Source organism: Rhodococcus sp. APC 3903 (assembly GCF_030407755.1).
In the GTDB taxonomy this organism is placed as follows: Bacteria; Actinomycetota; Actinomycetes; order Mycobacteriales; family Mycobacteriaceae; genus Rhodococcus_F; species Rhodococcus_F erythropolis.
On sequence record NZ_JASDCV010000022.1, the window covers coordinates 16780 to 40903 of the forward strand.

General features: G+C 60.5%; 24 protein-coding genes and 3 pseudogenes. 12 read left to right on the forward strand and 15 right to left on the reverse strand.

Annotated elements, in window-relative coordinates:
* Positions 1 to 290 precede the first annotated feature (290 nt).
* Together QMA15_RS25880 and QMA15_RS25885 are read left to right on the forward strand one after the other, a co-directional pair.
* Positions 291 to 1406: an alpha/beta fold hydrolase gene (locus tag QMA15_RS25880; RefSeq protein ID WP_290287080.1), complete on the forward strand. Its 1116-nt coding sequence runs from the start codon at positions 291 to 293 to the stop codon at positions 1404 to 1406.
* A 58-nt stretch (positions 1407 to 1464) separates the two neighbouring features.
* The gene (locus QMA15_RS25885) at positions 1465 to 1848 is read left to right on the forward strand and encodes a hypothetical protein (protein WP_290287081.1); all 384 of its coding nucleotides are present in this window, start codon (positions 1465 to 1467) and stop codon (positions 1846 to 1848) included.
* Between the two features lie 55 nt (positions 1849 to 1903).
* Here QMA15_RS25885 and QMA15_RS25890 read toward each other — a convergent pair whose 3' ends face one another.
* From QMA15_RS25890 to QMA15_RS25905, 4 genes are all read right to left on the reverse strand, one after another.
* The gene (locus tag QMA15_RS25890) at positions 1904 to 2860 is read right to left on the reverse strand and encodes an ABC transporter substrate-binding protein (RefSeq protein ID WP_290287082.1); all 957 of its coding nucleotides are present in this window, start codon (positions 2858 to 2860) and stop codon (positions 1904 to 1906) included.
* Between the two features lie 151 nt (positions 2861 to 3011).
* Positions 3012 to 3404: a hypothetical protein gene (locus QMA15_RS25895; RefSeq protein ID WP_290287083.1), complete on the reverse strand. Its 393-nt coding sequence runs from the start codon at positions 3402 to 3404 to the stop codon at positions 3012 to 3014.
* 283 nt (positions 3405 to 3687) lie between these two features.
* Positions 3688 to 3894 carry a hypothetical protein gene (locus QMA15_RS25900; RefSeq protein ID WP_290287084.1) on the reverse strand — a complete coding sequence of 69 codons (207 nt, stop codon included), beginning with the start codon at positions 3892 to 3894 and terminating at the stop codon, positions 3688 to 3690.
* A 256-nt stretch (positions 3895 to 4150) separates the two neighbouring features.
* Positions 4151 to 4999, reverse strand: a complete 849-nt coding sequence (locus tag QMA15_RS25905) for a helix-turn-helix transcriptional regulator (protein ID WP_290287085.1) — start codon at positions 4997 to 4999, stop codon at positions 4151 to 4153.
* A 96-nt stretch (positions 5000 to 5095) separates the two neighbouring features.
* Here QMA15_RS25905 and QMA15_RS25910 point away from each other — a divergent pair, with 96 nt between their 5' ends.
* Positions 5096 to 6607, forward strand: coding sequence for an AMP-binding protein (locus QMA15_RS25910; protein WP_290287141.1), 1512 nt, complete (start codon positions 5096 to 5098; stop codon positions 6605 to 6607).
* 295 nt (positions 6608 to 6902) lie between these two features.
* Here QMA15_RS25910 and QMA15_RS32835 read toward each other — a convergent pair whose 3' ends face one another.
* The 3 genes and pseudogenes from QMA15_RS32835 to QMA15_RS32845 form a co-directional block, all read right to left on the reverse strand.
* Positions 6903 to 7142: a sigma-70 family RNA polymerase sigma factor gene (locus QMA15_RS32835; protein ID WP_356702389.1), complete on the reverse strand. Its 240-nt coding sequence runs from the start codon at positions 7140 to 7142 to the stop codon at positions 6903 to 6905.
* A gap of 48 nt (positions 7143 to 7190) precedes the next feature.
* Positions 7191 to 7385: a sigma-70 domain-containing protein gene (locus tag QMA15_RS32840; protein ID WP_356702392.1), complete on the reverse strand. Its 195-nt coding sequence runs from the start codon at positions 7383 to 7385 to the stop codon at positions 7191 to 7193.
* Between the two features lie 30 nt (positions 7386 to 7415).
* Positions 7416 to 7823: pseudogene (locus QMA15_RS32845) on the reverse strand (hypothetical protein); the annotation flags it as partial.
* A gap of 30 nt (positions 7824 to 7853) precedes the next feature.
* On the opposite strand from QMA15_RS32845, the gene QMA15_RS25920 reads away from it, so the two are divergent.
* On the forward strand, positions 7854 to 9113 hold the full coding sequence (locus tag QMA15_RS25920) for an alpha/beta hydrolase (RefSeq protein WP_290287086.1): 1260 nt from the start codon (positions 7854 to 7856) through the stop codon (positions 9111 to 9113).
* A gap of 117 nt (positions 9114 to 9230) precedes the next feature.
* Here the strand turns inward: QMA15_RS25920 and QMA15_RS25925 are convergent.
* A pseudogene (locus QMA15_RS25925) lies at positions 9231 to 9517 on the reverse strand (transposase); the annotation flags it as partial.
* 380 nt (positions 9518 to 9897) lie between these two features.
* Between QMA15_RS25925 and QMA15_RS25930 the strand changes: the two are divergent.
* On the forward strand, positions 9898 to 10482 hold the full coding sequence (locus tag QMA15_RS25930) for an IS3 family transposase (RefSeq protein WP_290287087.1): 585 nt from the start codon (positions 9898 to 9900) through the stop codon (positions 10480 to 10482).
* 108 nt (positions 10483 to 10590) lie between these two features.
* Here the strand turns inward: QMA15_RS25930 and QMA15_RS25935 are convergent, their stop codons facing one another.
* From QMA15_RS25935 to QMA15_RS25945, 3 genes are read right to left on the reverse strand one after another with little or no spacing between them, the layout of a single operon-like run.
* Positions 10591 to 12099 carry an aldehyde dehydrogenase family protein gene (locus QMA15_RS25935; RefSeq protein ID WP_290287088.1) on the reverse strand — a complete coding sequence of 503 codons (1509 nt, stop codon included), beginning with the start codon at positions 12097 to 12099 and terminating at the stop codon, positions 10591 to 10593.
* A 58-nt stretch (positions 12100 to 12157) separates the two neighbouring features.
* Entirely contained in the window at positions 12158 to 12988 is an 831-nt protein-coding gene (locus QMA15_RS25940; protein ID WP_290287089.1) for a cupin domain-containing protein, read from the reverse strand.
* Between the two features lie 53 nt (positions 12989 to 13041).
* Positions 13042 to 13572 carry an antibiotic biosynthesis monooxygenase gene (locus tag QMA15_RS25945; RefSeq protein WP_290287090.1) on the reverse strand — a complete coding sequence of 177 codons (531 nt, stop codon included), beginning with the start codon at positions 13570 to 13572 and terminating at the stop codon, positions 13042 to 13044.
* A gap of 180 nt (positions 13573 to 13752) precedes the next feature.
* Between QMA15_RS25945 and QMA15_RS25950 the strand changes: the two genes are divergently transcribed.
* The 4 genes and pseudogenes from QMA15_RS25950 to QMA15_RS25965 all read left to right on the forward strand — a co-directional run bounded on the left by QMA15_RS25950 (position 13753) and on the right by QMA15_RS25965 (position 18030).
* Positions 13753 to 15237 carry a PLP-dependent aminotransferase family protein gene (locus QMA15_RS25950; RefSeq protein WP_290287091.1) on the forward strand — a complete coding sequence of 495 codons (1485 nt, stop codon included), beginning with the start codon at positions 13753 to 13755 and terminating at the stop codon, positions 15235 to 15237.
* A gap of 108 nt (positions 15238 to 15345) precedes the next feature.
* Positions 15346 to 15605 (forward strand): annotated as a pseudogene (locus tag QMA15_RS25955) (transposase); the annotation flags it as partial.
* A gap of 519 nt (positions 15606 to 16124) precedes the next feature.
* Complete coding sequence (locus tag QMA15_RS25960) at positions 16125 to 16757, forward strand: hypothetical protein (protein ID WP_290287092.1); 633 nt, start codon at positions 16125 to 16127, stop codon at positions 16755 to 16757.
* A gap of 208 nt (positions 16758 to 16965) precedes the next feature.
* Positions 16966 to 18030: a CorA family divalent cation transporter gene (locus QMA15_RS25965; RefSeq protein ID WP_290287093.1), complete on the forward strand. Its 1065-nt coding sequence runs from the start codon at positions 16966 to 16968 to the stop codon at positions 18028 to 18030.
* On the opposite strand, the gene QMA15_RS25970 is transcribed toward QMA15_RS25965, so the two are convergent.
* Together QMA15_RS25970 and QMA15_RS25975 are read right to left on the reverse strand one after the other, a co-directional pair.
* Positions 17993 to 18778 carry a hypothetical protein gene (locus tag QMA15_RS25970; protein WP_290287094.1) on the reverse strand — a complete coding sequence of 262 codons (786 nt, stop codon included), beginning with the start codon at positions 18776 to 18778 and terminating at the stop codon, positions 17993 to 17995. The genes QMA15_RS25965 and QMA15_RS25970 overlap by 38 nt on opposite strands.
* A 209-nt stretch (positions 18779 to 18987) precedes the next feature.
* The gene (locus QMA15_RS25975; RefSeq protein WP_290287095.1) at positions 18988 to 19356 is read right to left on the reverse strand and encodes a GntR family transcriptional regulator; all 369 of its coding nucleotides are present in this window, start codon (positions 19354 to 19356) and stop codon (positions 18988 to 18990) included.
* Between the two features lie 737 nt (positions 19357 to 20093).
* Between QMA15_RS25975 and QMA15_RS25980 the strand changes: the two genes are divergently transcribed.
* The 3 genes from QMA15_RS25980 (at position 20094) to QMA15_RS25990 (ending at position 21858) form a co-directional block, all read left to right on the forward strand.
* A complete protein-coding gene (locus tag QMA15_RS25980; RefSeq protein WP_290287096.1) occupies positions 20094 to 20486 on the forward strand; it encodes a HicB family toxin-antitoxin system in 393 nt (130 codons plus the stop codon).
* Positions 20487 to 20725: 239 nt separating this feature from the next.
* On the forward strand, positions 20726 to 21106 hold the full coding sequence (locus tag QMA15_RS25985; protein WP_290287097.1) for a hypothetical protein: 381 nt from the start codon (positions 20726 to 20728) through the stop codon (positions 21104 to 21106).
* 137 nt (positions 21107 to 21243) lie between these two features.
* The gene (locus QMA15_RS25990; RefSeq protein WP_290287098.1) at positions 21244 to 21858 is read left to right on the forward strand and encodes a TetR/AcrR family transcriptional regulator; all 615 of its coding nucleotides are present in this window, start codon (positions 21244 to 21246) and stop codon (positions 21856 to 21858) included.
* 361 nt (positions 21859 to 22219) lie between these two features.
* Here the strand turns inward: QMA15_RS25990 and QMA15_RS25995 are convergent, their stop codons facing one another.
* Together QMA15_RS25995 and QMA15_RS26000 are read right to left on the reverse strand one after the other, a co-directional pair.
* The gene (locus tag QMA15_RS25995; RefSeq protein ID WP_290287099.1) at positions 22220 to 22609 is read right to left on the reverse strand and encodes a hypothetical protein; all 390 of its coding nucleotides are present in this window, start codon (positions 22607 to 22609) and stop codon (positions 22220 to 22222) included.
* A 610-nt stretch (positions 22610 to 23219) separates the two neighbouring features.
* Positions 23220 to 23966, reverse strand: coding sequence for an SDR family oxidoreductase (locus QMA15_RS26000; RefSeq protein WP_290287100.1), 747 nt, complete (start codon positions 23964 to 23966; stop codon positions 23220 to 23222).
* Positions 23967 to 24124: the final 158 nt, after the last annotated feature.

Below are 24124 nucleotides of genomic sequence, written 5' to 3' on the forward strand. Positions count from 1 at the left end.
GCTGCCGATCGGCCGGGCTCCCAGATCGCTAGCCTGGACGATTCGGCGGTGTTTCGTATCCGAGAAACGTAGGAGAGTGCAGTTTGTCTGGTTCCCGGTGCGTGTATCCGAGCTACTACCCGATCCTGCTGTGCCCGACGAGCATGTACAACGAGTTGGGTAACCACATTCAGAATGCACAGAACTCTCAGCCCCCCTGTCCGAGACGTGATCCCGAAATGAGCGCATTCGGTTTGTTCAGTGGATGCTGACGCATCGCACTCGATTTCCGACCCGGTAGGGTCCATATCGTGATCACAGTTTGGCGCCGCGCCGCGACAGTCGTCTCCGTGTTCGTTCTCTCGACCTGCTTTACCATGCTCGGTTCGTCTGCAGCGCAAGCAAATCCGTCTACTTCGACGGGATCATCGGTGACGGGATCTCTGTCCGCACGTGTGGGCGTCGACGCCGAAGTGACGTTCGAATCGCGCGACATCACATTTTACGGGAGCCTTCGTACGCCGACAGCGACCCGAAGTTCCGGCATCGCGGTTCTATTGCTGCCGGGTAGCGGACCTACCGATCGCAACGGAAACCAAGAGAATGCGATGGTCTTTCCGAACACCCTTGCGTACCTGGCGGACGAGTTGGCGTCGCACGGAATTGCGAGTCTGCGGTTCGACAAGTTCGGGTCCGGGCGCACAGGCCTGGGCGGTAGCGTCCCGGATACCTTCGATTACGGCTTCGACATGCAGGTCGACGACGCCGACGCCGCGCTCAACGTGCTCGGTGAACTGACCGGAACATCGGCCTCCCGAACCGTGGTGCTCGGGCACAGCGAAGGCGCGCTCACCGCACTCGCATTGCAACAGCGTACGAACACCCCGGGCGCCGGTCTGGGCTTGCTGCAACCGCTTTCGCAGCGGTATCTCGACTTACTTTCGGACCAGATCAACGCCAGTCTCGACCTCAGTGTCCAAGGCGGACAACTACCAGCCTCCGATGCGGACGTCACGCGCAGCAGTCTCGCTCGCACGGTTCAATCGTTGCGGGAGAACGGGATCATCCCGCCCGACCAGGACCCACTGCTCGGATCCGTGGGATTGACATCCGCGAACGAGCGGTTCCTCGCAGAGGCCGACCGTTACGACCCAGCCGAACTCGCAGCCGGGCTGCCGGATTCCCTGCCCGTTCTGATCACATGCTCCGAGAAAGACCTCAATGTCAGTTGCGACCAAGTACAACGGCTACGCTCCGCCGTCGCACCTGAAGCGCTCACCTTCACCCAACTGACAAGCGCGAACCACGGACTCGGCGAGATCGGAATCCTGAACCCCGGACAATTCGATGCGATGGCGCCGCTCCCGCTCGCCGGTCAGTTCACACAATCGTTGACGGCGTGGGTGGACCTGATCGAACCCCGCTGATGTTGCTGCTGTCAGTTTGTGTGGGTTCGATGGGAATCTCGGGCGGGAACTGCCGTTGATGTTGACCATCATGGCGATGGCTGCTGTGGCCACGGTCGTGTACGCGATCGTGGCCACAGCAGTGTGTTGGATCGAAAACTCTGAGTGGACCACCGCTCAGCGAGCCGGCGGTTGGGTAGTCTTGGTCCTCGTCCTGGCCGGCATTGCAGCAGTGATCGTCAACGTGGACAAGGATGTGGTCGTCGGGTTCTGCCTCGGAGCCCTGATCGCGCCGGTCTTGAACCCTTTCGTGGATCGTCGCGTCGTGGACCGACGCCCGCAAGAACTAGAGCATGGTGAGCAGGTTCGTCGTCACGAACGTGATAGCCGTGGACACAGCGTCGGTTTTCGATTTGGAACTGGACACCGAGATCCATGCCGAGTTGATGAAGAAGAGCGGTGAGTCCGCTGTCACGAGTACCGGGCGGTCATCGGGTTCGTTTCAGGGACGCGCCCTGTCACGAGTCAGTGAGTGTCTCGATCAGTCTGTGCGCGGTAAGCACACTTCCGAATAGGTAGTCCTTGGATGGCAGTGTGGTGACATCGGCGCCGAGGTTGGAGAAGAGGGGGTTTTGGCGCAGTGCGGCGGCAGCGTCGTCTGCGCGGGCGTCGGTTAAGAGAATCAATCGATCTGCGGCGAGGATGTCGAGCCGTTCTGGGCTGACATCGACTGTCGCTATCTCAGGTGATCCGAGGTCTTGTTGTGTGGGGGCGCGATAGCCGAGGTCGGAGAGTACCGAGTAGGGAAACGATCCGTTTTGGGTCATATAGCGCACGGAGTCGGTACGCACTCTTGCCACGGTCAACGTCACGTTGTCGGTGGCGAGGGTGGTGCGTACGCGGGCTACTTCGGTGTCGTAGTCACTGATCAGACTGTCGGCGAGATCAGATTCGTTGAGGAAGCCCGCGACTTGGACAAGGGTGTTCTTCCAGCCTGCTTCGGTGTAGTCGACGACCGCTGTGGGGGCTATGGACTGCAGTTGATCGTAGAGTTCGCGGCTGTTTTCGAAAGTAGTGCGCATGATGATCAGGTCGGGTTCGGCTGTCAGAAGTGTTTCGATGTTGATCCCTGCGCCGGCGGCGCCGATATCGAGGGGCTCGGTGTCGAGTTCATCGCGGACTGCTTGAGAGTAATCTCCGGTCAGCGGGGGTTTGATTGCGGCGATCGGGTCGATGCCGAGGGCGACGACCGCTTCGAGGGTGCGATCCCCGTCGAGGACTGCGACACGTTGGGGACTGACAGGAATGGTTGCTTCTCCGAAGATGTGCTGAACCGTTCTGGAAGTTGATCGTTCTTGTGTGGTTGTCGACGTTGCGTCGGGCTGGTTCTGTCCACAACCGGTCAGTATTGCGAGGCAGGCTGACAATGATATGGCCAGCCCTATCGTCTTTTTTGAAGATTGTTTACGTTTCATGAGGGCAGCCTAATAGAGCGGACGCAAGCCGCTCGGTCAGTCGAAGGCCCGTGGATGTCATGGCTCGTGCCGAAGGCTGTGGTGACGAACATGGCTCGTGCCGAAGGCTGTGGTGACGAACATGGGCAGGATACGAGAATCGGTCGAAGGATCAGATCTTGATCGAATTCACGCCGCGATCACGGAAACCATTGCGGCACGGCATCTCACTTTCGAGTTGTCGGACAGCCCGCTTGTGCCGGCTGAGGAGGAGCCGACGTCGAGGGCGACTGGATATGTCGATCTCGGCGAGAAGGTGATCGACGCTCACATTCGCGTTAGGGATCGGATAGTTCATGGGATCGACGGTTCGAACGACAAGCGGGGTACCGCCGCCCCACTCGATGCCGACCTGCACGTCGTATTCGCTCGTGCCGAGCTGGAGATTGGTAGCGCGGGTCAAGGCCATGAAATCGGCGACAGCGCTCTCGATATCTGCGGCAAAGATGTGATCGCCGCCGAGCTGGGCTCGCGAGTTTCTGGCCCCTCCGATTGCTTGTCCCATACACCGCGCGCTCCCCGACGCACATCGCCGCGATGTCAGCGAACCTTGTTTTCGTCCTGGCCATCGTCGAACGAGATCGCGGTGATGGTTCCGACGACGCTGTTGGGGTGGGTGAATCGGGTGAACGAGGGACAACTGTGGATCTGCCGGGCTCGCGCACCGTCAGATCCACAGTTTGTTCAGCGAGCAATTACGGCCCGAAATCGCGTCGGCTTGACCTCGGTGGGTTTGTTTCCTGGATAGTGCGCTGGCTTCGTCCACAACGAGAACAGCCTCGAATGAATCAGCACGTTTTCCGCGCAGGCGCGGACACCGTGTCGATCGGTGGTGACCACGGAATCACGGGCGGATCGTGCCAGGTATCGCCGGGGACGAGGCCTCTCCGCTCGGCGAGCAGGTGGCGCTGTTTCAGTTCGATGCATGCGACAGCCTCGATCAGTGCCTCGGCGCGAAGAAGTCCGCCGCGAACTGGGCCGCGCGCCTGAGACATCGGGGCAACGTCGACGCGAATAAAAGCGCCCAGCTCGGAATGCCCAGTAACCCCCGCGTAGACCAGCGCGCCATTTGCCGATGACGGCAAGACTTGCCATCAGAATTTGGAGCTCGTACCGCCGGTGCCGGCCCGCGGTCTGTGCACATCACGGTGTCCATCGAAACTGACGCGATCCCGGTCGTTGTATTGCACAGCAGCGGTGGGGGATCCGGCGCCGATCCCGTCGCGATCCGGTCAAACGTGCGGCGCGCTATCAGGGGAGCAGCTGTGCTCTTCGGCTGTTGACAACTACTTCGAGTCGGCTGCTTGCAGAGAGCTTGTGCATGAGGTTCTTCATGTGGCCCTTGACGGTATACAAGCCGATTCCGAGATGATCAGCAACCGCCTGGTTCGTCATCCCTGCCGCCACCAACACGAGAACGTCGTGTTCTCGCCGCGTCACGCTGACAGGCGGTCTCTCCCGAGTAGATTCCCCGGCCAGAATCTGTGCAGCCTCGAGGATCTTGGCTCGCAGCGCGAGATCGTCAATTTCCCGCGCGATCGACTGCAACGAGCCGTATGCGTCGCGCGCACGTGTGCGCCAGTCATCTTGAGGGTTAGGAACATTCGCGTGTGTGTTTCGAAGAAGATCTTCGACGACGAGACCTTGTTCGAGGGCCCGCGCCTCGTGAACCGTTGCGTCGAGAAGCCTGCCTACCTCGACGGTCGGGATCCGGGTCGCGGCGTAGAGGACCGCAACTTGTCTACGGGCGACGATCACGGGGACCGCGACCAGTGTTTGCAGTAACTCTGCCCGGATGATCTCGTCATAGGTGTGGGTGATCGAGGTTGATTGGAAGTAATCCGACAGCGCAGCGGGGCGCTTTTCCACCAGCACCCGCCCGCCGAGGCCGTGTCCGGCGTTCAAGAGCGCGCCACGGAGCGGGCCGACTACTCGTCCGTCGAAGGCGGAAAGGTTCAGTCCAGGGCTGGTCACCTCGCCGATGAAAGTGAGGCAGGCGCCGGTTGCTTTTCGTAGACGAGAGAGCACTGCAACGGTTTTGGTGGAGGCTTCGGTTCCCGCCTCCCCCCTCTTTGGAGGGTGTACGTCGGTCTCGCTCATAGGTGACAGTGTTGCCGAACACACCGAGATCGTGCAAGGAGCGAGAACGTGCAGAGAGAACATGTGCCGACTATCGACGACACTGTCATTGCCTGGATGAAGGAATACTCTTCCGCCACGGCGGACAGTGCCCATCTGCTCTGTGATCGCCACCCGGCCGATGCGGTCGCTTTCACCTTTGTCGGATCCGACCTGACGCACAGGGACCTGACCTTCGGCGATATCACCGAACGTTCACGCAGATACGCCACAGTGCTCCGTGGCATGGGTGTAGCGCAGGGTGATCGGGTGCCGGTCATGATGGGCAAGCGACCTGAGTTGATCATCACGCTCGTTGCCCTGTGGCGGCTCGGCGCCGTGCATGTCCCGTTGTTCACAGCGTTCGCATCGGGCGCGGTCGAGCTTCGAGTTCACGGCAGCGCCGCACGCCTCGTCATCACCGAATCGGCTCACCGACAGAAATTTTCAGACCTCCAGGACGTCAAAATCCTCGACGTCGACGAACTCGACGACGCTGCGGGCACATGCGCCTCGAATTCGGACTCCGTCGCAATCGGCGGCGAGGGCACACTCGTCCAGCTGTACACGAGTGGAACCACAGGTAAGCCGAAGGGAGTTCCTGTTCCCCTCCGCGCGTTGGCATCCTTCCGGTGCTACCTGACATTTTCACTCGACGTTCAGGAAACCGATGTCTACTGGAACGCTGCGGACCCAGGATGGGCGTACGGCCTCTACTACTCGATCATCGCCCCGATGGCTGCGGGACGGCGGAGCCTGGTGTTCGAGGGTGGGTTCACTCCGGAGTCGACTTTCGAGGTGATGAACGCCTTCGGCGTCACCAACTTTGCCGGCGCACCCACCATGTACCGGTCGATGCGCAAGAGCGCTAGTGATATCGACCTTTCCCTCCGACGAGCATCGTCGGCTGGCGAACCCCTGACACCAGAGGTTCAGGGTTGGGCCACAACGCAACTTGGCTGCGAGATTCGTGATCACTACGGCCAGACCGAACTTGGCATGGTGATCTGCGCTCACTGGCATCCGGACATCGCCCGGACGCCGAAGGAAGGATCCATGGGGCGTCCACTACCGGGCTACACGGCGGGCATCGTCGATGGCCAGATCGCCATCAACGTCGAACAGAGCCCACTGCTGTGGTTCAGCGGCTACCACAACGCGCCGGAGAAGACTGCTGAGCGGTTCACCGCGGACCGGTCGTGGTACCTCACCGGCGATACCGGGCGAGAGGATACTGATGGAAACTTCTACTTTTCTGCCCGCGACGACGATGTCATTCTCGCGGCCGGCTACAGAATCGGACCGTTCGACGTCGAAAGCGTACTGGTGACACACGCCGATGTCGCAGAAGTCGCCGTAGTGGGACGGCCAGACCCCGACGGCATTCGAGGCGAAGTCGTCGAGGCATTCGTTGTCCTGGACGCCGCCGCGGTGCCCGACGAAGGACTAGCGCGTGAGCTGCAGGAATTGGTGCGGGACAAGTACTCAAAGCATGCATATCCCCGAACCGTCCACTTCGTGGATTCGCTACCGAAGACTCCCAGCGGAAAGATCCAGCGATTCCTGCTCCGGAACGGCTCGCGCGATTGATCGAATGGCCGCCATTTCAACCATCAGCACGTCTTCTGCGGATGTGCCGATCAAACCCAAGATAGGTTTCGGCTCGGACAGCGGAAGCGATACGAGGCGAGAGTCGCTGCTGGCAACCTGAAAACCCTGACGAGCTGATTGCGGACGTAGACCCTGGAGAGGGACATGCGTACGAGGGCGCGGTGGGACTGGTCCGCATCACTGTGGGTTGAGGAGCCGGATGCTGTGTCTGGCGAACCAATCTGTTCTGCGTCGATGCGCTTGGATGTCGAATGTTGTTGGCAAACAGCAGGTTTCAGGTGAGTTGTCCGAGTTCGACGCGGAGTTGGTCGAGGGATTGGGCGAGTAGTCGGGAGACATGCATTTGGGAGAGTCCGACGTTGGCTGCGATTTCGGCTTGGGTGAGTTCGCCTAAGAATCGGTAGAGCAGGATGGTGCGTTCTCGTTCGGGGAGGGCGAGCAGGGCCGGTTGGAGGGTTTCGTGGTTGTCGATGCCGTCGAGGGCGGTGTCGTAGTCTCCGAGTGTGTCTGCGATGGCGACGCCGTCTTTGAAGGTGTCGACGTCGAGGGATGTCGACTGGTATCAGTCGCCGGCGGCGACGATTTGCCTGATCTCGGACGGTTCTACGCCGATCTCGTCGGCGAGTTCGGGTGTGTTGGGTTCGGGGCCGAGGTGTTGGGTGAGCGAGGATTGTGCTTTCTTTAGTGCGAGGTAGTTTTCCTGCAGTGAGCGCGGGACGCGGACACCCCACCCTTTGTCGCGGAAGTGTTTGCGCACTTCTCCCATCGTCGTAGGAACGGCGAAGCGCAGGAAGTCTTTCCCTTTGTCGAGGTCGAAGCGGTTGACTGCGCTGACCAGGCCGAGGCGGGCGACCTGGACGAGGTAGTCGTGGGTTTGTCCACGCGGCCGCGGTATCGGGCGGCGATGTTGTCGGCGATCGGCAGCCCTGCTTCGATGATCTGGGTGCGTAGATGTTCGCGTTCGGGATCGCCTGCGGGAAGCGTGCTCATGTCCGCGAAGAGCGCGGTGAGGTGTGTGTAGGGGTTGTCCTTGCCTGGGGCGGCGGTCATGAGCGTGCCGGGAGGGCTTTCTCCAAGGTGATCGTCGCAGTCCGGTCGCCTTCGGTGCGTTGATTGTCGGTATCACGCTCGAATCATTGACTCCCGGAACGCCAACGACCATCGGTAGAGGGCGAACCCTGCTGACGAAGTACATCTCGACGGTATTCGAAACGGTGCCCGCGCCATGAGCGGTCGTGCGCGGAGCGATCAGGCTCGCGCGATGGCCCAGAAGAGTCCTGGACTACGCGCGGTGAGAAGGCCTGTGTCCGGGAAGACCCCCGAGTTCGACCTGGCCTACACCCGAACCGGCCCCCGCGGCGGGGGCCTACCCGTGGTGGTACTGCCCGGCGGGCCGGGTCTGGCGTCAGTGCTGCCGTACCGCCGATTTCGCGCACGAGCGGCGAAATCCGGCATTGACACGATCATGATCGAACATCGTGGTATCGGCTTGTCCCGAGCCGATACAGCGGGAAACCCTCTCCCGCCCAACGCGATCAACATCGCGTCGGTAATCGACGACATAGCAGCGGTCCTCGATGCCGAGAATGTGGCCGAAGCAGTGCTGTGCGGCTCCTCCTACGGGACGTACCTTGCGTCCGGGTTCGGGATCGTTCACCCGGGACGTGTGGCCGGGATGATTCTGGACTCGGTAGTGCTGTCCGCTCATGACCACCACATCGTGCGATCACATGCCCGAACGCTCTTGTGGGACGGCGCGACCCCTGAACTCGCAGAATGCGCCCGACTGCTCCGGGAACTGGTCGCCTCCGGAACCGACCAAACCGAAGCCGCCGACGTCGCACGGATCGTGTACGAGTTCGGCGGCCGAAGGCTTCTCACCCGAGTGCCCACCCAAGCGACCGCCGGACGCGCTGAGCGGACATGGAAGTTCATCGCAGGAGTAGGCAACAGTGAAATCAACGACGAGATCGCCTCGGCCTACGTCATGGAGCTCGGACAGGTAGGAAGAATCGCGTTCACCGAGCTCAATTACGCGCCACCACCGGACGGAGAACCTTTCGACCCTGCACCACAATTCGCTGCCGCCGCACAAAAGTATCCAGCCTTCGCCGGCGAGCCGTTCGACCTACCGGGCCGAATGCCTCACTTCGACTGGCCGACAACAATCATCGCGGGTACGCGCGATTTGCGGACGCCCTTTCCGATCGCCGAACGTGCCGCTGCACTTCTTCGTGACGTACACGTGGTGAAGATCGACAATGGACACAGTGCACTCGACACCCACCAACTCGCCGCACTTCATGTCATCGAACGAATGGCTGGCCGCAATTGTGAGCGCCTGCAGACACGGGGGGACCGAGCGGTCCTCGCCGCGCTGCCGTACCGAGGATCTCCCACCCGCTTCCTGCGCCACCTCATCACGATGAAGCTGCTGTCGGACAACGTCATCAGTGCGCCTCGAACGCTGAGGAAGAGTGCTTGAACCGCATCCGCAGTATCGATGTCGGGGGAGAGGTAGTCCGCGGAGATCGGTCTGGTGAGAGCGGCTCTTTCTCGCATCGTGGGTCTATCTCGCTAATGGTGTTTCGGCGGTTTTCCATCAGTGAGCTTCCCATCCGGGCCAACGATCGGTGAACGTGATCGCAAATGCGTTCAGAGCAGGCTTCCACTTTGTTATCCATCGTGTCTGGCCCTTGCCTGCCGGGTCCAGTGAACGGGTCATCAGGTGGAGGCACTTGCGCGCAGCAGCCTCCGCGGGGAAGTGCCCATGGGCCTTGAGGGCACGCCAGTATGGGCATTCAAGGACTCAATAGCATTGGTGGAGCAAAGTGCTCGCCGCATCTTCATGTCGTAGTTCAGGAACGGGATGAACTCCTGCCAGGCGTTGTTTCAATCGGATGAATCGCTGGATAACCAGGGCCGTGTAGGGGCCGCGGACACCCAACGATGTACGTCACGGGTGTCCTGGCACGAAGCGGGTGCATTGCCTGGCCTACCGCGCAGCTCCGCAACGAGACTGCAACATCGTAGTACGTGTTCGGCGTCCCCGACATCGGCGGCGCATCGACCACCGATCTGCCCTACCTCGACGCTGCGCCATTTTTTTCGACCGCCGGTGCCAGCACCGCTAAAGTGCCGACCAGATCGGTCGTCACAACGTTCGTGAAGGGGGGCGAGGTCCTGCGCCCCGGTTTTCCTGACTACGCGCGCCCCGGCGACGGACGATAATAATCTGAGGATAGCCGGGCACAAGATCATCGCCTAGCGTGCCGGATGGCGGCTGCGGGGTCCAAACCGGATTCTGCAGCCATCGCGCTGGCAGTTCGGTGGGGCACAGTTCACGCTATTTCCAAGGGGACGGCGCCCCTCGACGCACCAGTGAGGGATGGTTGTATCTGGCGACGGTGATGGACCTCGCGACACGGATGGTCGTCGGATGGCAGACCGCGTCGCACATGCGCACGTCGCTGATCGTCGACGCGTTGCAGATGGCCGTCGCCTGCGGGACGGGCGGCTGGATGACCAAACGTGCGGGCGCAGTGTTCCATTCAGATTACGAAAGTCAGTACACATCAACGGAATTCGTAGAGTTCGCCGAGTCGAAGGACGTGCGAACCGGTGTCGGACGAACAGGGGTGTGTTGGGAAAACACGGCGGCCGAGTCGTTCTTCGCGACCCTGAAGAACGAGATGTACTACCGGGAGAGGTTCAACACCCGGAGTCGGGCACGGTTCGCGGTCGCCGAGTACATCGAGGTGTTCTACAACCGACAACGTCTGCATTCGACGCTGGGCTATCGCACCCCCGCGGAAGCCCGCGCCGAGTATCGAAACGCAGCATCAGCTGCCTGAAACCACCGAGTCGCTGTCCAAGAACCTTGACACACTCCAATTCAAGCTGTCATAAACAGGCAGAACAGGTGGATGCCTCGTTATGCGGCATCCACCTGTTCTGTTCGGCTATCCCTTGTTCAGGATGACGGTTTTCGTCTCGGTGTACGCGTCGAGGACGGCTGCACCGTGTTCACGGCCCCATCCGGATTGCTTGTATCCGCCGAAAGGTAGTGCAGGGTCAAGGATGTGATAGCTGTTGATCCACACTGTCCCGGCTCTGAACTGCGCGGCGATATTGTGTGCCTTGGACACGTCCGAGGTCCACACACCGGCGGCCAGACCGTAGTCGGTGTCGTTTGCCATCCGCACGATGTCGTCCGGATCGTCGAACGATGCCACCGTCACGACTGGGCCGAAGATCTCCTCTCGGACAACCTTCATTTCCGGTGTCGTGTCGACCAAAACCGTAGGTTCAACGAAGTATCCGGCCTCGCCCTTCTGCCGGCCACCAACCACTGCCCTGGCGCCGTCGACCCGTCCGCTCTCGAGATACCCGAGAACCGTGTCCAACTGCTTCTTCGACACCATCGGCCCGATCTGGGTGTCGGGGTCGAGACTGTTCCCCACGTTAAGCTCCGAGGCGATCTCGGCGACACCCTCGACGACCCGGTCGTAAACCTTCGATTGCACGTACAGCCGTGATCCGGCCTCGCAGGCTTCCCCCTGGTTGAAGAAGATCGCGTTTGCGGCGCCAGCTATGGCGGCGTCGATATCAGCATCGTCGAAAATCACGTTCGGTGATTTTCCGCCCAGTTCGAGGGTGACCTTCTTGAGGTTTCCCCGGGCTGCGGAGATGATCTCGCGACCGACTTCGGTGGATCCCGTGAACGATATTTTGTCGACGCCGGGATGTGCGGCCAGAGCGGCACCTGCGGTGTGGCCGTATCCGTGGACGATATTGACTACCCCGTCCGGCACACCCGCATCACGAAGGACCTCACCGAGTAGCGCGGCGGTGAGAGGCGTCTGTTCGGCTGGTTTGAGGACGACAGTGTTGCCGGTAGCCAGTGCCGGACTCAGCTTCCACGCAGCCAGAAGCAAGGGAAAGTTCCAGGCGATGACTGCGCCGACAACACCGACGGGTTCCCGGACGGTGTAGGCGAAGTAGTTCCCAGGGGTGGCCACTGCAGAGACCGGAATGGTGGTTCCTTCGAGCTTTGTAGGCCACCCAGCCATGTAGCGGAACCAGTCAGCAGACAGGGGAATATCGACCAGACGGGCGTAGGTCAACGGTTTCCCGCTGTCGAGGGCCTCCAGGACCGCGAATTCTTCGCTGCGTTGTTCGATCAGATCGCCGACGCGCCAGAGGATCTTGCTGCGATCGGACGGGCTCATTTTGGCCCATGGACCGCCGAGTGCTTGCCGCGCTGCTCGGACGGCCCGGTCGATGTCCTCGGTCTCCCCCATGGCTACCTGCGTCAGTTCGTTACTGTCGCAAGGATTGAAAGTCGCGAACGATTCCCCGGATGCCGACGCCACACTGGCGCCGCCGATGAGGTGTTGGACCGGTCGGGAAAGAAAATCTGTGACGCCGGAAGAGATCGACTGTACTGCCGTCGTGGGTGCTGATGTCATGTGATTGCCTTCTACGCAATGTCAACTGGAGGTGGTTGTTTCGGAGTTGCGCCGAAGGTCAGGATGGGACGTTCTCGTTGGTGATGACCCAGAACTTCTTGACGTACGGTGCCCGCGACGTCCAGGTGGTCTCGAGCCCGGAGGGTAGAGCGATGATGTCGCCGGCCTTGAAGTCGTATTCATCCCCGCTCGCGTGATCGACGAGGTGCGCTCTGCCTTCGAGGATGAGCATCGTCTCGTCGCCGAGGGGAGCGGTGTACGGGACAATGGACGATCCGTCCGCCTCGCATCCGGCGATTCCGACGCCGGTTCGCCAGAGTCCGCACATGAGAGTGCCGGTAGCGCCGGTGCCACGTAGTGCGAACAGCTCACCGCAGACCTGCGGACCGTGTTCGGGTTCGACCCATTCGTACGGCGCCCATTCTTCGGGATTGTCGCTGATGTTACCGACGTAGACGTCGCCGTCCTTCGTTGCTTCCTGCGGACTGTCCCAGAGCACCCAGAATTTCTTCAGGAAGGGGCTCTTGATATCCCAGGTGATGTCGAGCCCCTTCGGGTGACTCATGATCGAACCTGCTTCGAGTTCGTATTTCTTGCCTGTCGACGTCACAGTGACCTCTACGACGCCCTCGAGTATCACGACGGTTTCATCCGCTGTGGGTGCGGAGTAGTCGACGTGACAGGTCCCGTCGGGGTTGCAACCCGCGATACCGACTCCGGTACGCCACAATCCCGCCTGCAGGGATCCAGAGGTGCCACCGGTGCGTATGACCAGGACCTCCCCCTTGACCTGAGGGCCGTGGACGGGCTCGGTCCATGCGAATGGCACCCATTCCCCAGTGCTGTTCCGGCTACCGGTTTCGATGGTATTCGCCAGTGAAGTGGTCATGTTTCTTCCTTCGAGGTTGTTGTGGAGCAGTATTTTTCAGTCTGAGGGTGGCTTCAGGCTCGGACGGGCACAGAGCGATCGCCGTCGGTGACTACGACATCTACATCTGGATCTGACTGAGACAGTGGTACGTCTTTGAAGACTGCGAAACTGGTCGGCTGTTCCGTCAGGTACGGGAAGTGGAAGCCGCACTCAGGGCACACTTCGCGAAGGACGGCTTGCTCTTCTTCGAGGTTGTACGCCTTGTCCTGAACCAAATTGCAGCACGGACAGATGCGTAGCAGTCGAGTTCCCGTCAACTCGAAGTTGGTGATGATGTCTTCCATGATCGCCCCATTGGCCGCCCACGCCTTCGCGCGCTTGTGGTATTCGTTCATATGCCAGTCGTAGAGCGATTCCTTACTGGCCCAGAAACTGCACTCGTTGAACCAGGTCGGGTCGTCAGGGTGCTCCCACCACGTCAAATGCATGAAGCCGGGAAGCTTCATCAGGTGATGGCGGGTATCGGCAAAAACCACCTTGAACTTTTCGTACGAATCCGGACTGGAAAACCGAACGCGCTGCATACTCAGATAAACAGCCACGATTGCATATCTCCCTCGCTGGACTGTGCACGGACAGTGCATGATTCGTTGACTTGCCCACCGCCGACATCCATGCGTTCCTGTTGTGACATGAGACACATGTACGGTGTGGTGGTTCCAATACTGGTCCACCTTGTTGGGGATCACCAGGTCCAATTTCGAAGAACTTAGGGGTACCGCTTGTCACCGACCCGCAACAAAGACAATCCGCGCTCCACGAGCGAGGGGGGGCCTGCGTATCGTCAAATCTACGAACAGTTCCGGGACGCAATCCTCGGTGGCCAACTCCAAGCAGGAGCTCGACTGCCCCCGAGCCGCCGGCTCGCAGCGGAGATCGGCGTCTCACGTAATACTGTGCTCGCTGCATTCGAACAGCTCGACGCCGAAGGTTACCTCGACAGACGGCAAGGTTCCGGAATCTACGTCGCCGAAACTGTTGTCGATCAGACGTATACGGCCATCCACGCTCCAGGGATCCGCTCCGCCGCCCATATAGAACCGCAAGGGCTGTCCGCGCGAGGGCGCGCGATCGCCAAGACCACTCGAATGCCATTGCCATCCTTGACTGGAGTGCCGGCCGGTTCTACGGCATTCCAGATCGGCCTCCCATCGCTGGGCGACTTCCCCTTCGATTTGTGGACTCGAATGTATTCCGCTCGCCTCCGTCGATCCAGCCATGAGTTAATGCGCTACAGCGACCCTGCCGGATACCGGCCGCTCCGTGAAGCGATCGCCTCACACATTGCAATCTCACGCGGAATACGCTGCACCGCAGACCAAGTGGTGGTGGTGTCAGGTTCTCAACAAGCCCTCGAATTCAGCGCCCGCATGCTCCTCGACCCGGGCGATCCCGCATGGATCGAGGACCCCTGCTATCTCGGCGCGAAAGCCGCACTGGTCTCGTCCGGAGCGAAACTCATTCCCGTACCCGTCGACGAAAAGGGCATCGACGTCGCAGCAGGAATCGAACGAGAACCTGACGCCAAGCTCGCATTCGTCACACCCTCACATCAGTTCCCGCTAGGCGCCACGATGGCTCTCGACCGCAGATTGGCGATCATCGACTGGGCCGCCCAAAGCGGAGCATGGGTAGTAGAAGACGACTACGACAACGAATTCCACTACCAAGGGCGATCGCTGGCAGCACTTCAAGCGATCGACCCTCACGGCCGTGTGATCTACGTAGGCACGTTCAGCAAGGTCATGTACCCAGGCATGCGCCTCGGCTACATGATCGCCCCACCCGAACTAGTCGACGGCTTCATCTCGGCACATATGAGTACCGACATGCACTCACACCTTTTCGACCAGGCCGTACTCGCCGACTTCATGGAATCCGGACACTTCGCACGTCACTTGCGCCGAATGCGACTGCTCTACCGCGCCCGCCAACAAACACTTCTGGAAGAAGCGCAACATGTCCTGGGCAAGAAAATGCGAGTCGAAGCCACTATCCACGGACTACACCTGATTGGTTGGCTGCCTGACGGGACCGACGAACATGCACTCGTACGAGAAGCTGGACGTCAGCATCTTCACCTATGGCCGCTGTCCCAGCATTGCATCGAACGACATCTACCACCCGCTCTGCTGCTCGGCTATGCAGGAACGCACGACAAGCACATTCGGCAGGGATTGCAAATTCTCAACCAACTACTTCGCTAGGTGTTGTGTGAGGCGCCGAGCCTGACGGGACTGTTTCGTAATCGGTGTTTGGCCCGAGAAGCTGAGTGAATGCTTGGTGAGGAGGTGCCGAGATGGCGACACTGGAAGATGCGGGCGAAGAAGCAGGCCGAGCCCTCGGCGGAAGCTGCGGCGGCCGCGGAGTTGGTGCGACTCGCCAAGGTGCACGGCTGTCTCTGGCCGGGCCGGACGGTTTGCTCAAGCAGTTCACCGAAACCGTTCTGGAAACCGCACTGAACGAGGAGATGACCGAGCACCTCGGGCACCGAACTCCGCCCGATTGGGAGTCTGCGAATATTCGAAACGGGGCTCGGTCGAAAACGGTGTTGACCGAGGCCAGCGGGCATGTCCGGGACTTCCCCCACTTTCCCGCAGCGCAACAAACATCGCAACTCCCACGCCGAGCGTGGTGAAGATTGCACCGAGGGGCGCAACTGCCGCTCCAGTGAGGATCAGCCAACGCGGAAGAGGAGTCCCCACGACCTCCTGCCCCGGCTTGGTAACGCAGATCCACGGAGATGCGACGACGAGGGCGATCACCACCCAGGCGAACGCCTAGTGCCACGCCTTGGAGTCATCAGCCGGATTTTGAAGTCTTCACGCTGAGCCGCACACCGCATCTTTGGCGGCATTTTCTCCGGATTCAATGTCATCGCTGCATCCTCCTCCAGATGAGATGCACAGATGCTTGGCAATCAGGTCTGCCGACCGTTCGGAAGCGCTCTTCTGTTCGGTGGACCGAACCTCTGGTTCGTCCTCCAGACGGACGCAACGTCCTCGTGCTCGGGCTCCTTCATTCCGGCAACTGCCGAAAGCGGTACTGCACAATTGCGGGATGCCCCCCGCTTCCCGCTGCCCGTTTGGCGATAGTGCTCGAACAGATCAAGTCGGCGAACGAGCGCACCGAGATCAAAGCGCTCATGACAGTCATCTTCGAAACTGAAACAGATGCTGCCTTCGCGGAGGACCTGGGCTTTTTCTGTCAGATGCCGGGTGAGATCGAACGGCAAGTTCGGGCGCGCGACGAAGAAGAAATAGACATTGAATTCTTCCTGCAATGGGTGGGTCCGGTGAACACAGCGATCACCCGACTGTGGGCGTTCAGCTCCGTAATTCAATCTGTCCAACAGGCATACTCAGCGACGGACATCATGAATCTCAGGGCGTGTAGCCAGACTCTGCATCGCGAAGAAAGCGAACTACGCATTGCGCAATCCCAGATAGACGATCTCCGCCAGCAAGTGGAGGAACTCATCGACGCTCTGCACGCTTCCACCGACCTACCTGCCGAGTTGAAAATCTGCCTCATCGAGCAACTCGACAAGGTGCTGATGGCGCTCCGGCATTACTCGATACGCGGGCCACGAGGATTGGACGCGGGCCACGAGGATTGGACGCAGCCGTTGACGCAGCAACTGGGGACGCAGTTCGTGCCTGCAACAATCACCCTCCATCCACCGCCGAGGCAAAGACGTGGGTACAGAGGTTCATCACAGTTTTGAACAATGTTGCGGCGGTGATAGTGATTGCCGGCGGTGTCCTTGCCATCACGGTGCAGGCGGAAACGGTATTGCAAGTCTTTCCGGGTGATAGCCCTGCGACAACCCAAACTGCCTCTGAAAATGGCAGTCAACCTGATCAGGATGTCCCAGAGCCCAGATGAACGCTTCACCCACCTGACCAGCTCCCGCTCAAACAAAGGAGCAGCCAATGGCACCACTACATGAAGAGTCGGCCGAGGACATCGACGAGCCGTTCTACGAAGGCGAGATCGACGAGACGATCTTCGACCAGACATGGCGCATTATGAGTCAGTGGCTCGCGATGGACAAGAACGCCAGCGACGAAGTCCTCGCGATGGGCAGGGAATCGGAGCGTCTGCAGCGGCTGACTGACACGGCAACCGAATCGTTGGAGCATCAGCTGAGCGAGCAGTGGAGCCAATCGAACCCGGGTAAGATCCCGGAAAGCGCGTTGGGTGAGGTGCGGCGTCGGGGTTCGAGGTTCGTGTGGCTCGGGTTGTTTGCACCGACCTTCGAGCAGATGACGGCGATCACACAGACGTACGGCCTGCACGAATTGGTCGCCGAGGATTCGGTGCACGCGCATCAACGCCCCAAACTCGAACAGTACGACAAGGTGACCGTGTTAGTGATGCGCACAGCGCACTACCTGTCGCCGATCTCGATCCGGACCGCCGGTGACATCGTCGAAACCGGTGAGATCCTCGCTGCTGTCGGATCGGTTTTCATCGTCACCGTCCGGCACGGCGCGCACACCGCTTTGGCCGGCGTGCGCGCGGAACTCGAAGGATCACGGGAACACCTGCAAATGGGGCCGTGGGCTGTCCTGCACGCGGTGATCGACCGAATCGTCGACGGATACCTCGGCGTCGTCGGATCGGTCGACGTCGATATCGACACCTTGGAAGTGGAACTGCTCGGCCCCGATCCGCTACACCCGCATCGAGCAGATCTATCTCGTCAAGCGAGAGGTGCTCGAATTGCGGCGCTCGGTCAACCCGCTCGCGGCGGCGCTATCCACCCTCACCACGACAACCGCCCTGCCGGACCCGATTCCCAAGGAGGTACACAGGCCGCTGCGCGACGTCGCCGAACACCACGCCGCGGTGGCAGAACGAATCGTCGAATTCGACGATGTCATCAGCTCACTCGTCGCACCGACCCTCGCCCGGGTCAATCTCGAACAGAACAGCGACCCTCGAAACCGAAGTTCCCTAAGCTATTTCGGCGTGGCGGGCGGCCTGCGCGTTGAACAACGATGCGGGTACGGCTGGATCTTTGACCGTTACCGTCAAGCTTCGTCCACGCAGATTTTGGACGCGCAGTGCTTCACCGTTGCGCAGGACGAGTGCCCGGGAGCGGTCAGCTCCAAGGCGGAGCCCCCAACCGAGGAACTCGGAGAGGCCCCGTATTTCGGTGACGTCGGCAACCGTCTCGGCTGTTGCCGGCATGGAGAAACGCCCGATGCCGAGCAATGTGCTGCAGGTGATCCCTCGGTGGTCGACGGTGACGGTCCAACGGCCACCGACGATGCCAAGCAGTAGCAGCGCGCCGCCGATGGGGGCGAGGAACCACAAGGTCGTTGCCATAGACGCCACAAGTAGGGCGATTCCGCCGATTCCGCCGGGAACCAGAAACGTCCAGGCGGTGACGTGCTGGCTCCACACCGCCACCTCACCTGGCCCCAGATCCATGGGATGGACCTCGGCGCCAGCCTCGGTGTCCGCCTCGAGGGGGCGGCCGCCGGCGACTGTTGCGGCCAAAGCCCCGTAGGCGAAGCTCGCGATTCCCAGGATCAGCATCCCTGTCCGAGGGTCCGGGGCCAGCAGAGGCTCGGTAAGGCCCACCTGGGGGTGAAGCATCACCGGCGCGGACCCGGCAAGAAAGAAGGCAATCCCGGCCAAGGCTGCGACGGACGTGCGCCGTCCCCACCCCGTGAGCTTTCCGGACCATTTCATGACGGCGAGGACAACAAGTGCGGCAGCGGCCATGCTGGGCATTTGCGCCACATTGACCCAGAGCGGGCCTACTGTCGTGACGCTCCCGGACGCCTGATCCCATTTCTGGGCCACTTCCGAGGGTAGATCTGGACTCCACCGTATCGTCAACGCCAAACCGGCACAAATGATCCCCGACGTTGGCACGACCACTCCGAGCCATAGACGAGGGTCGGGCGGAGATATCATTGCATGGTCGGTCACGTTCGAGGTCATGAGATCTGGGCTCTCTCTAGTCGTGAACGAAAAAGGGCAAGAACTGTTTCCGGCGGGAGCCCTAGCTCGTTGAGGTGGCAGACGGCCTCGTCGAGAATCCTGGTGGCCTTCGCCCTGCTGGGCTCGGATAAGGCGGTGACAACTGCCCCTCGCCCGCGGCGCAGATCGATGAGTCCGGCATCGCGAAGTGCCTGGTATGCCCTCAGTACTGTGTGCAGGCTGACGCCCAGTGATTCACCGAGAGCCTTGGCGCTCGGTAGCCGTTCACCGTCGGCTACCGAACCGTTGAGAATCCCATCCCGAACCGCGTGCGCTATTTGCTCATGAAGCGGCATGTTCTCGTTGGGTGTCAATCGGATCAGCACAAACTGATCATATTGTTATGGTTTTAATAAAACAACTTGAGATTTCGAGAGTTGGCACTCGCATGAGATTTCAGTGATCCGCTCCACGTCTGCTGGGAAAATGTGGGGCCGACCAGCAGAAGGTGCACGGACCACAGAAGGTGGCATTCTTCCGATTGCTCGACTGAGGGGCGCAGGTCCTTGGCGGCATAACAAGCGGAAGGCGCGCGCCGGATCCAGTGCGCGCCTTTGTGGTTGACTAGCGCAACCGGGTGTTCCTGTTGGGTCTTCGGCGGACGTCTGCTGACGCGCCGCCGAACGCCGGCCTTCTTGGAGGATTCCTTCCGCCAGGCTGTGGTTTGTCTTTGCTGGTGGGACGGCGGAGAGGGCTGTTCGGCGGGTGGTCGGGCGCGGTTCTTTAACCAGATAGTCAAAGTGTATTCTTCGGCCCACGCGTGTCGACGTCTATGAAAAGCTTGTGAGCTGGCAAAACGCGAGTTTCTTCAATTTCGTCTAGTTGGTTGACTGATTAGAAACAGTCAACCAATTTGACTATCCTCATGGTTGCAGATCAGCTCACACGCAAAGTGGTCAAAGAACTCAACACCGCAGGCTTCATCCCACTGCGGACCGCAGGCTCTCACACCACGTGAAAATCGGAGAACGAAAAAGGTGCACGTGAGCGTCCTGGACGGGCATCGAACCATCTCCCCAGGCTTATACCGCAAGGTGCTCAAGGCAATTCAGGAGGCGAAAGCGTGAGCGAGACCTACGAAGTGACCGTCACCCGTGAGGGGAAGTGGTGGATGATCGAAGTCCCCGCCCTCGGAGACGACGGGCTGACCCAGGCGCGCCGCCTCGGTGAAGCCGAGTTGATGGCACGGGAACTGATTGCCGTGTCAGTGGGTAAACCGTTGGCGGACATCACTGTTTCCGTTCACGTCAAACTCGACGCCGAGGGGCAGGACTTGGCCGAACGCGCCGAAAAGATCAAACAGGACCGAGAACTCGCCGCACAATACGAGTCTGCGTCCGTCGAATCAGCCCGCGCTCTCGCACACGAAATGGCAGCTGCCAACGTGCCGGTGCGCGATATCGGCCGACTCCTCGACGTCTCGTTCCAACGTGTGAGCCAGCTCATCAAAAGCTAGTTGAACGCCAGACAGCCAGTCCAAAGAGGTACTAAAAGACGTACAACATTGCGTTCTTGATTGCGTGTCGTAATACGTTCGACAATTAGGTCATATTGACGTATGGTCACTTCATGGTCCATGACACGAAAACCGCTAGCGAGGTTAGAACAAATTTCTCGTCATTCGTCGCGCAGGTGGTGGAAAATCCCTACGCGAGAGTATTTTTCGGAAGCCACCGAAAGTCGGAGGCGGTACTGATGTCCAGTCGCTCCGACGTTCCGGACGAGGTGCTTACCCGACTCCTTGTCGCGACTGCCTGTCACGAAGCTGAAATGATCATTCGCGAGCACCGTCCGAAAAACTCGGACCCGCGAATCGGTGACGACACCGGCAAAATTCTGGCGTGGCTTTGGCGGTTGGACCCTGATCGTGCAACGAATTTCCTCACCGACATTGTCGCCGAGCTTCGGCACCACAACCCGAGGGCACCGAAGCCCCGCATCAAGGTGTCCGAGTTTCTCAAGGTGATCGACGGAGCACTACCGCACGGATTTCCACCAGCCGAATTGGCGGCCCTGCGCAGAAAAGCTGCCATCGATATCCCTAGTCGTCTAGGTGAAGACGGCGAAAAGCCCTGACAAGGGGCTACCCGGATCAGGCAAACGCTCTCGCACAGAGCGAATCTCACACACCCATAGAAGCCCTGACGGTGGGCAAACACCGCCAGGGCCGACAGCCACAGAACGGACCTGTAGCCATGACTAATCCTAACGACGTGCCTTCAGAACTCGCACCCGCCGCCATGACACGGCAAATGCAACAGCGCGCGATCGCCACCCGCGCAGCCATCCTCGCCGAAGCAGCAAAGTCTTTCGACGCCAGCGGCTACAGCTCCGCCAGCGTCAACAGCTTGATCGCACACTCGAATCTCACCAAAGGCGCTATCTTCCATCACTTCCCATCCAAGGGAGCTATCGCCCAACACCTCGTTCAGGGTTGGACGAGCGCCGCCGAGAAAGCATTCTCCGAAGCCGACACCACCGGCGAACCCTCATCGGCTCAGCTTCGAGCGGTCTTCCTCGACCTCGCCAACCAGATCGAAAACGACGTGCATCTGCGCGCCGGAATGAAGCTGACCCTCGAACCCGCAGTCGAAGGCGCGCATCAGGCGTACCGCCGGTGGGTCGACGCAACCAGCGACGTCGTCGAGGATGGCATCGCAGACTCCACGATCGACGACTCCGCCCTGGGCCACCGGCTCGCCTGGAACCTCTGCGCCGGATTCGCCGGAGCCGTCAACGCCATTCCGGCCCTGCGCGAAGACCTCGACCTCCCCACCCGCATCGACGACCTACTTACCGTTCACCTGGCTGCTGTCGCAGTGCGATGAAAAGCCCGAAAACTGTTACTTCCGAGGCGGATCGGTCATGAGAATTCGCACCGTTTGTCCACCGCATTAGGCGTGCTGCGCAAGGGACCCGCCCCCGGCGAGTACACAGCCGGTTGGTGGGTCCTCACGCGGTACGGGCGCAGATACCCCTTCATTACGGTCACCCGAATCCCGTGTCGCGAGAGTGTTCGGGTCGGCGGTCACAGGTGCGACCCGATTCGGCTCGCTCTGTGTGTCCTCGCCGGAGGGCTGACAGTCAGTGGTTCGGTTGTAGCCATAGTTCGTGGCTCACCGCCGACTGTGTGACAAGCGAGCGGTGCAGTGACAAGCGGTACACGCTTTTCATGAATTTCCGTGCAGTTCAGCTCAGGTAGGCCCAGTTGTAGTTCTGCCGCGGCGGGATCCGTTTCGTATGAGGGTTGTAGCAGACGAGTCCGTCAAGGGCGTCGTTGACCGGTGACGACGGCATCCACGTCAAGATCGCGGCAACGGCGAGGGCCAGGACTGCGACCACGCCTAAGACATTGGTCATATGGGAGTCCAGAATCGGTACGAGAGCCAGGACGCCGGTGACCAGTAGACGATTTACCAGTCCGTCGACGCTTGATGCCCGGTTCGGGTTGGCGAAGGCCGCAAGCGCTGCTCCGCCCACGGCGGCCGCTCCACCTGCGCCGATGCCGCCGAGGATGATTGCGGCGTAGGCGATGATGGGCGATGGCGCCAGCGCTGCCACTCCGAAGGACAGCGCCAACTCGATCAGGCCGATGCGCCCGAGGAGGTGGCGGTGTCGGCCTGAAGCAATGCCGGTAGTGGCCAGGGCCGCTAGTGGCCAGGCAGGTGATCGCGCAGACCAACAGCGAGGCGGTGAAGACGGCCCCCTGCTGCGGATTCGGTGGCGCCGAGGTCGTCGACCATCGCGATGATCATCAACGGCGTCAGATTCGCGGTGATGAATCCGACGACGCCGATGCTGAAGACGGGGCGCCGCGGGAGGAGGTGAGCGGAACGCGATCGGAAGCGTTGGTGGTCACGAGACGAACTCCAGATGAGGAAGGAGTGGCAGAACCTCGCCGGCCCCCGAGCGTGATTCGACTCACTTAATGAATGTGATTCGTTAAGTATGGGGGTGGAGTCGGCCAGGTCAAGGATTCTAACTAATTTTATTCGTTAAAGGCGTGTTTCCTAAGTAGGACAGCGAGTTCTGCCAGCTGACATCGGGTACGGAGAAGCCGCCAGCGCCTGACATCGTCCAGCGGCTTCCATCGTTTGGCGTCGAGTTGTCTTCTCCCGGCGGATTCGCCGCTTGAAGCGGCGTTGCTTACGGTGATACCGAGCGACGTCGAGGGCGGTCGGTATGCGGGTTAGGCCAGGACGGCGCCTCCGTCTATATGCATGCAGGTGCCGGTGGTGTACCCCGAGTCGGGGCCCACGAGGTACGCCACTGCCCCGGCCACTTCGGCGGGTGTGCCCATGCGCGCGATCGGTAGTCTGTCGACTCCGTAGTCTCCGCCGGCCGCCATAGGTGATGCGATGGGGCCTGGCGCAACGGTATTGACGGTGATTCCCCAGTCGCCGACGTCCCGGGCGATCCATCTCGTGAGGTTGATTGCGCCCGCTTTGGCCGATGCGTAGGCCGCGCCGGACCGGTTCAGTGCGTCGGTGGATCCGATCCCGCCGACTTTTCCGGACACGGACGCTATGTTGACGATTCGGCCGCTCTGTTGTCTCTTCATGTGGGGGAAGACTGCGGCTTGACAGGCGAATGCGGTCGCCGTGAGGTTCGTGTTCACATCGCGATTCCACGTCGCGAGACTGAGTTCTTCGAACGATTCTCGCCCGCACGTGCCTGCGCAGTTGACCAATGTATCCAGGGATCCGTACCTGTCTCCTACCTCGCGAATCGCTTTCTGCAATGTAGGAATGTCGGTCACGTCGAGCTCGATAGCGTCGTCGGCGCCGATCCGCTCGGCGGTGTCGCTCACGCTGGGGAGCAAGTCGAGTAGCACGACGCGATCGCCGCCCTGCACGAGTCGTTCAGCGATTGCGGCCCCGATTCCTTGTGCGGATCCGGTGACAATGGCGATACGAGGTGACGTTGGGACGGGCACGATTTCTCCTAGCGATACTTGCCGGATGGGTTCGCCGGGAGAACAGGATTGCGGCCGACGCGAGTGTCGGCGCCTTGTTCAATGTTCCAGGCGTCACTCAGTTTCGGCCGCGGTTCGCGTCGGCACAATGGCGAACTTTGCACCATGGATGTGCGCAA

Excerpts from the sequence above, each read along its gene's own strand:
- QMA15_RS25985 (WP_290287097.1), top strand. The coding sequence starts at position 20,726 with ATGTCCAGTCGCTCCGACGTTCCGGACGAGGTGCTTACCCGACTCCTT.
- QMA15_RS25890 (WP_290287082.1), bottom strand. The coding sequence starts at position 2,860 with ATGAAACGTAAACAATCTTCAAAAAAGACGATAGGGCTGGCCATATCA.
- QMA15_RS25885 (WP_290287081.1), top strand. The coding sequence starts at position 1,465 with ATGTTGACCATCATGGCGATGGCTGCTGTGGCCACGGTCGTGTACGCG.
- QMA15_RS25900 (WP_290287084.1), bottom strand. The coding sequence starts at position 3,894 with ATGTCTCAGGCGCGCGGCCCAGTTCGCGGCGGACTTCTTCGCGCCGAG.
- QMA15_RS25935 (WP_290287088.1), bottom strand. The coding sequence starts at position 12,099 with ATGACATCAGCACCCACGACGGCAGTACAGTCGATCTCTTCCGGCGTC.
- QMA15_RS25940 (WP_290287089.1), bottom strand. The coding sequence starts at position 12,988 with ATGACCACTTCACTGGCGAATACCATCGAAACCGGTAGCCGGAACAGC.
- QMA15_RS25905 (WP_290287085.1), bottom strand. The coding sequence starts at position 4,999 with ATGAGCGAGACCGACGTACACCCTCCAAAGAGGGGGGAGGCGGGAACC.
- QMA15_RS25895 (WP_290287083.1), bottom strand. The coding sequence starts at position 3,404 with ATGGGACAAGCAATCGGAGGGGCCAGAAACTCGCGAGCCCAGCTCGGC.
- QMA15_RS25965 (WP_290287093.1), top strand. The coding sequence starts at position 16,966 with ATGGCACCACTACATGAAGAGTCGGCCGAGGACATCGACGAGCCGTTC.
- QMA15_RS25920 (WP_290287086.1), top strand. The coding sequence starts at position 7,854 with ATGAGCGGTCGTGCGCGGAGCGATCAGGCTCGCGCGATGGCCCAGAAG.
- QMA15_RS25970 (WP_290287094.1), bottom strand. The coding sequence starts at position 18,778 with ATGCCCAGCATGGCCGCTGCCGCACTTGTTGTCCTCGCCGTCATGAAA.
- QMA15_RS25910 (WP_290287141.1), top strand. The coding sequence starts at position 5,096 with ATGAAGGAATACTCTTCCGCCACGGCGGACAGTGCCCATCTGCTCTGT.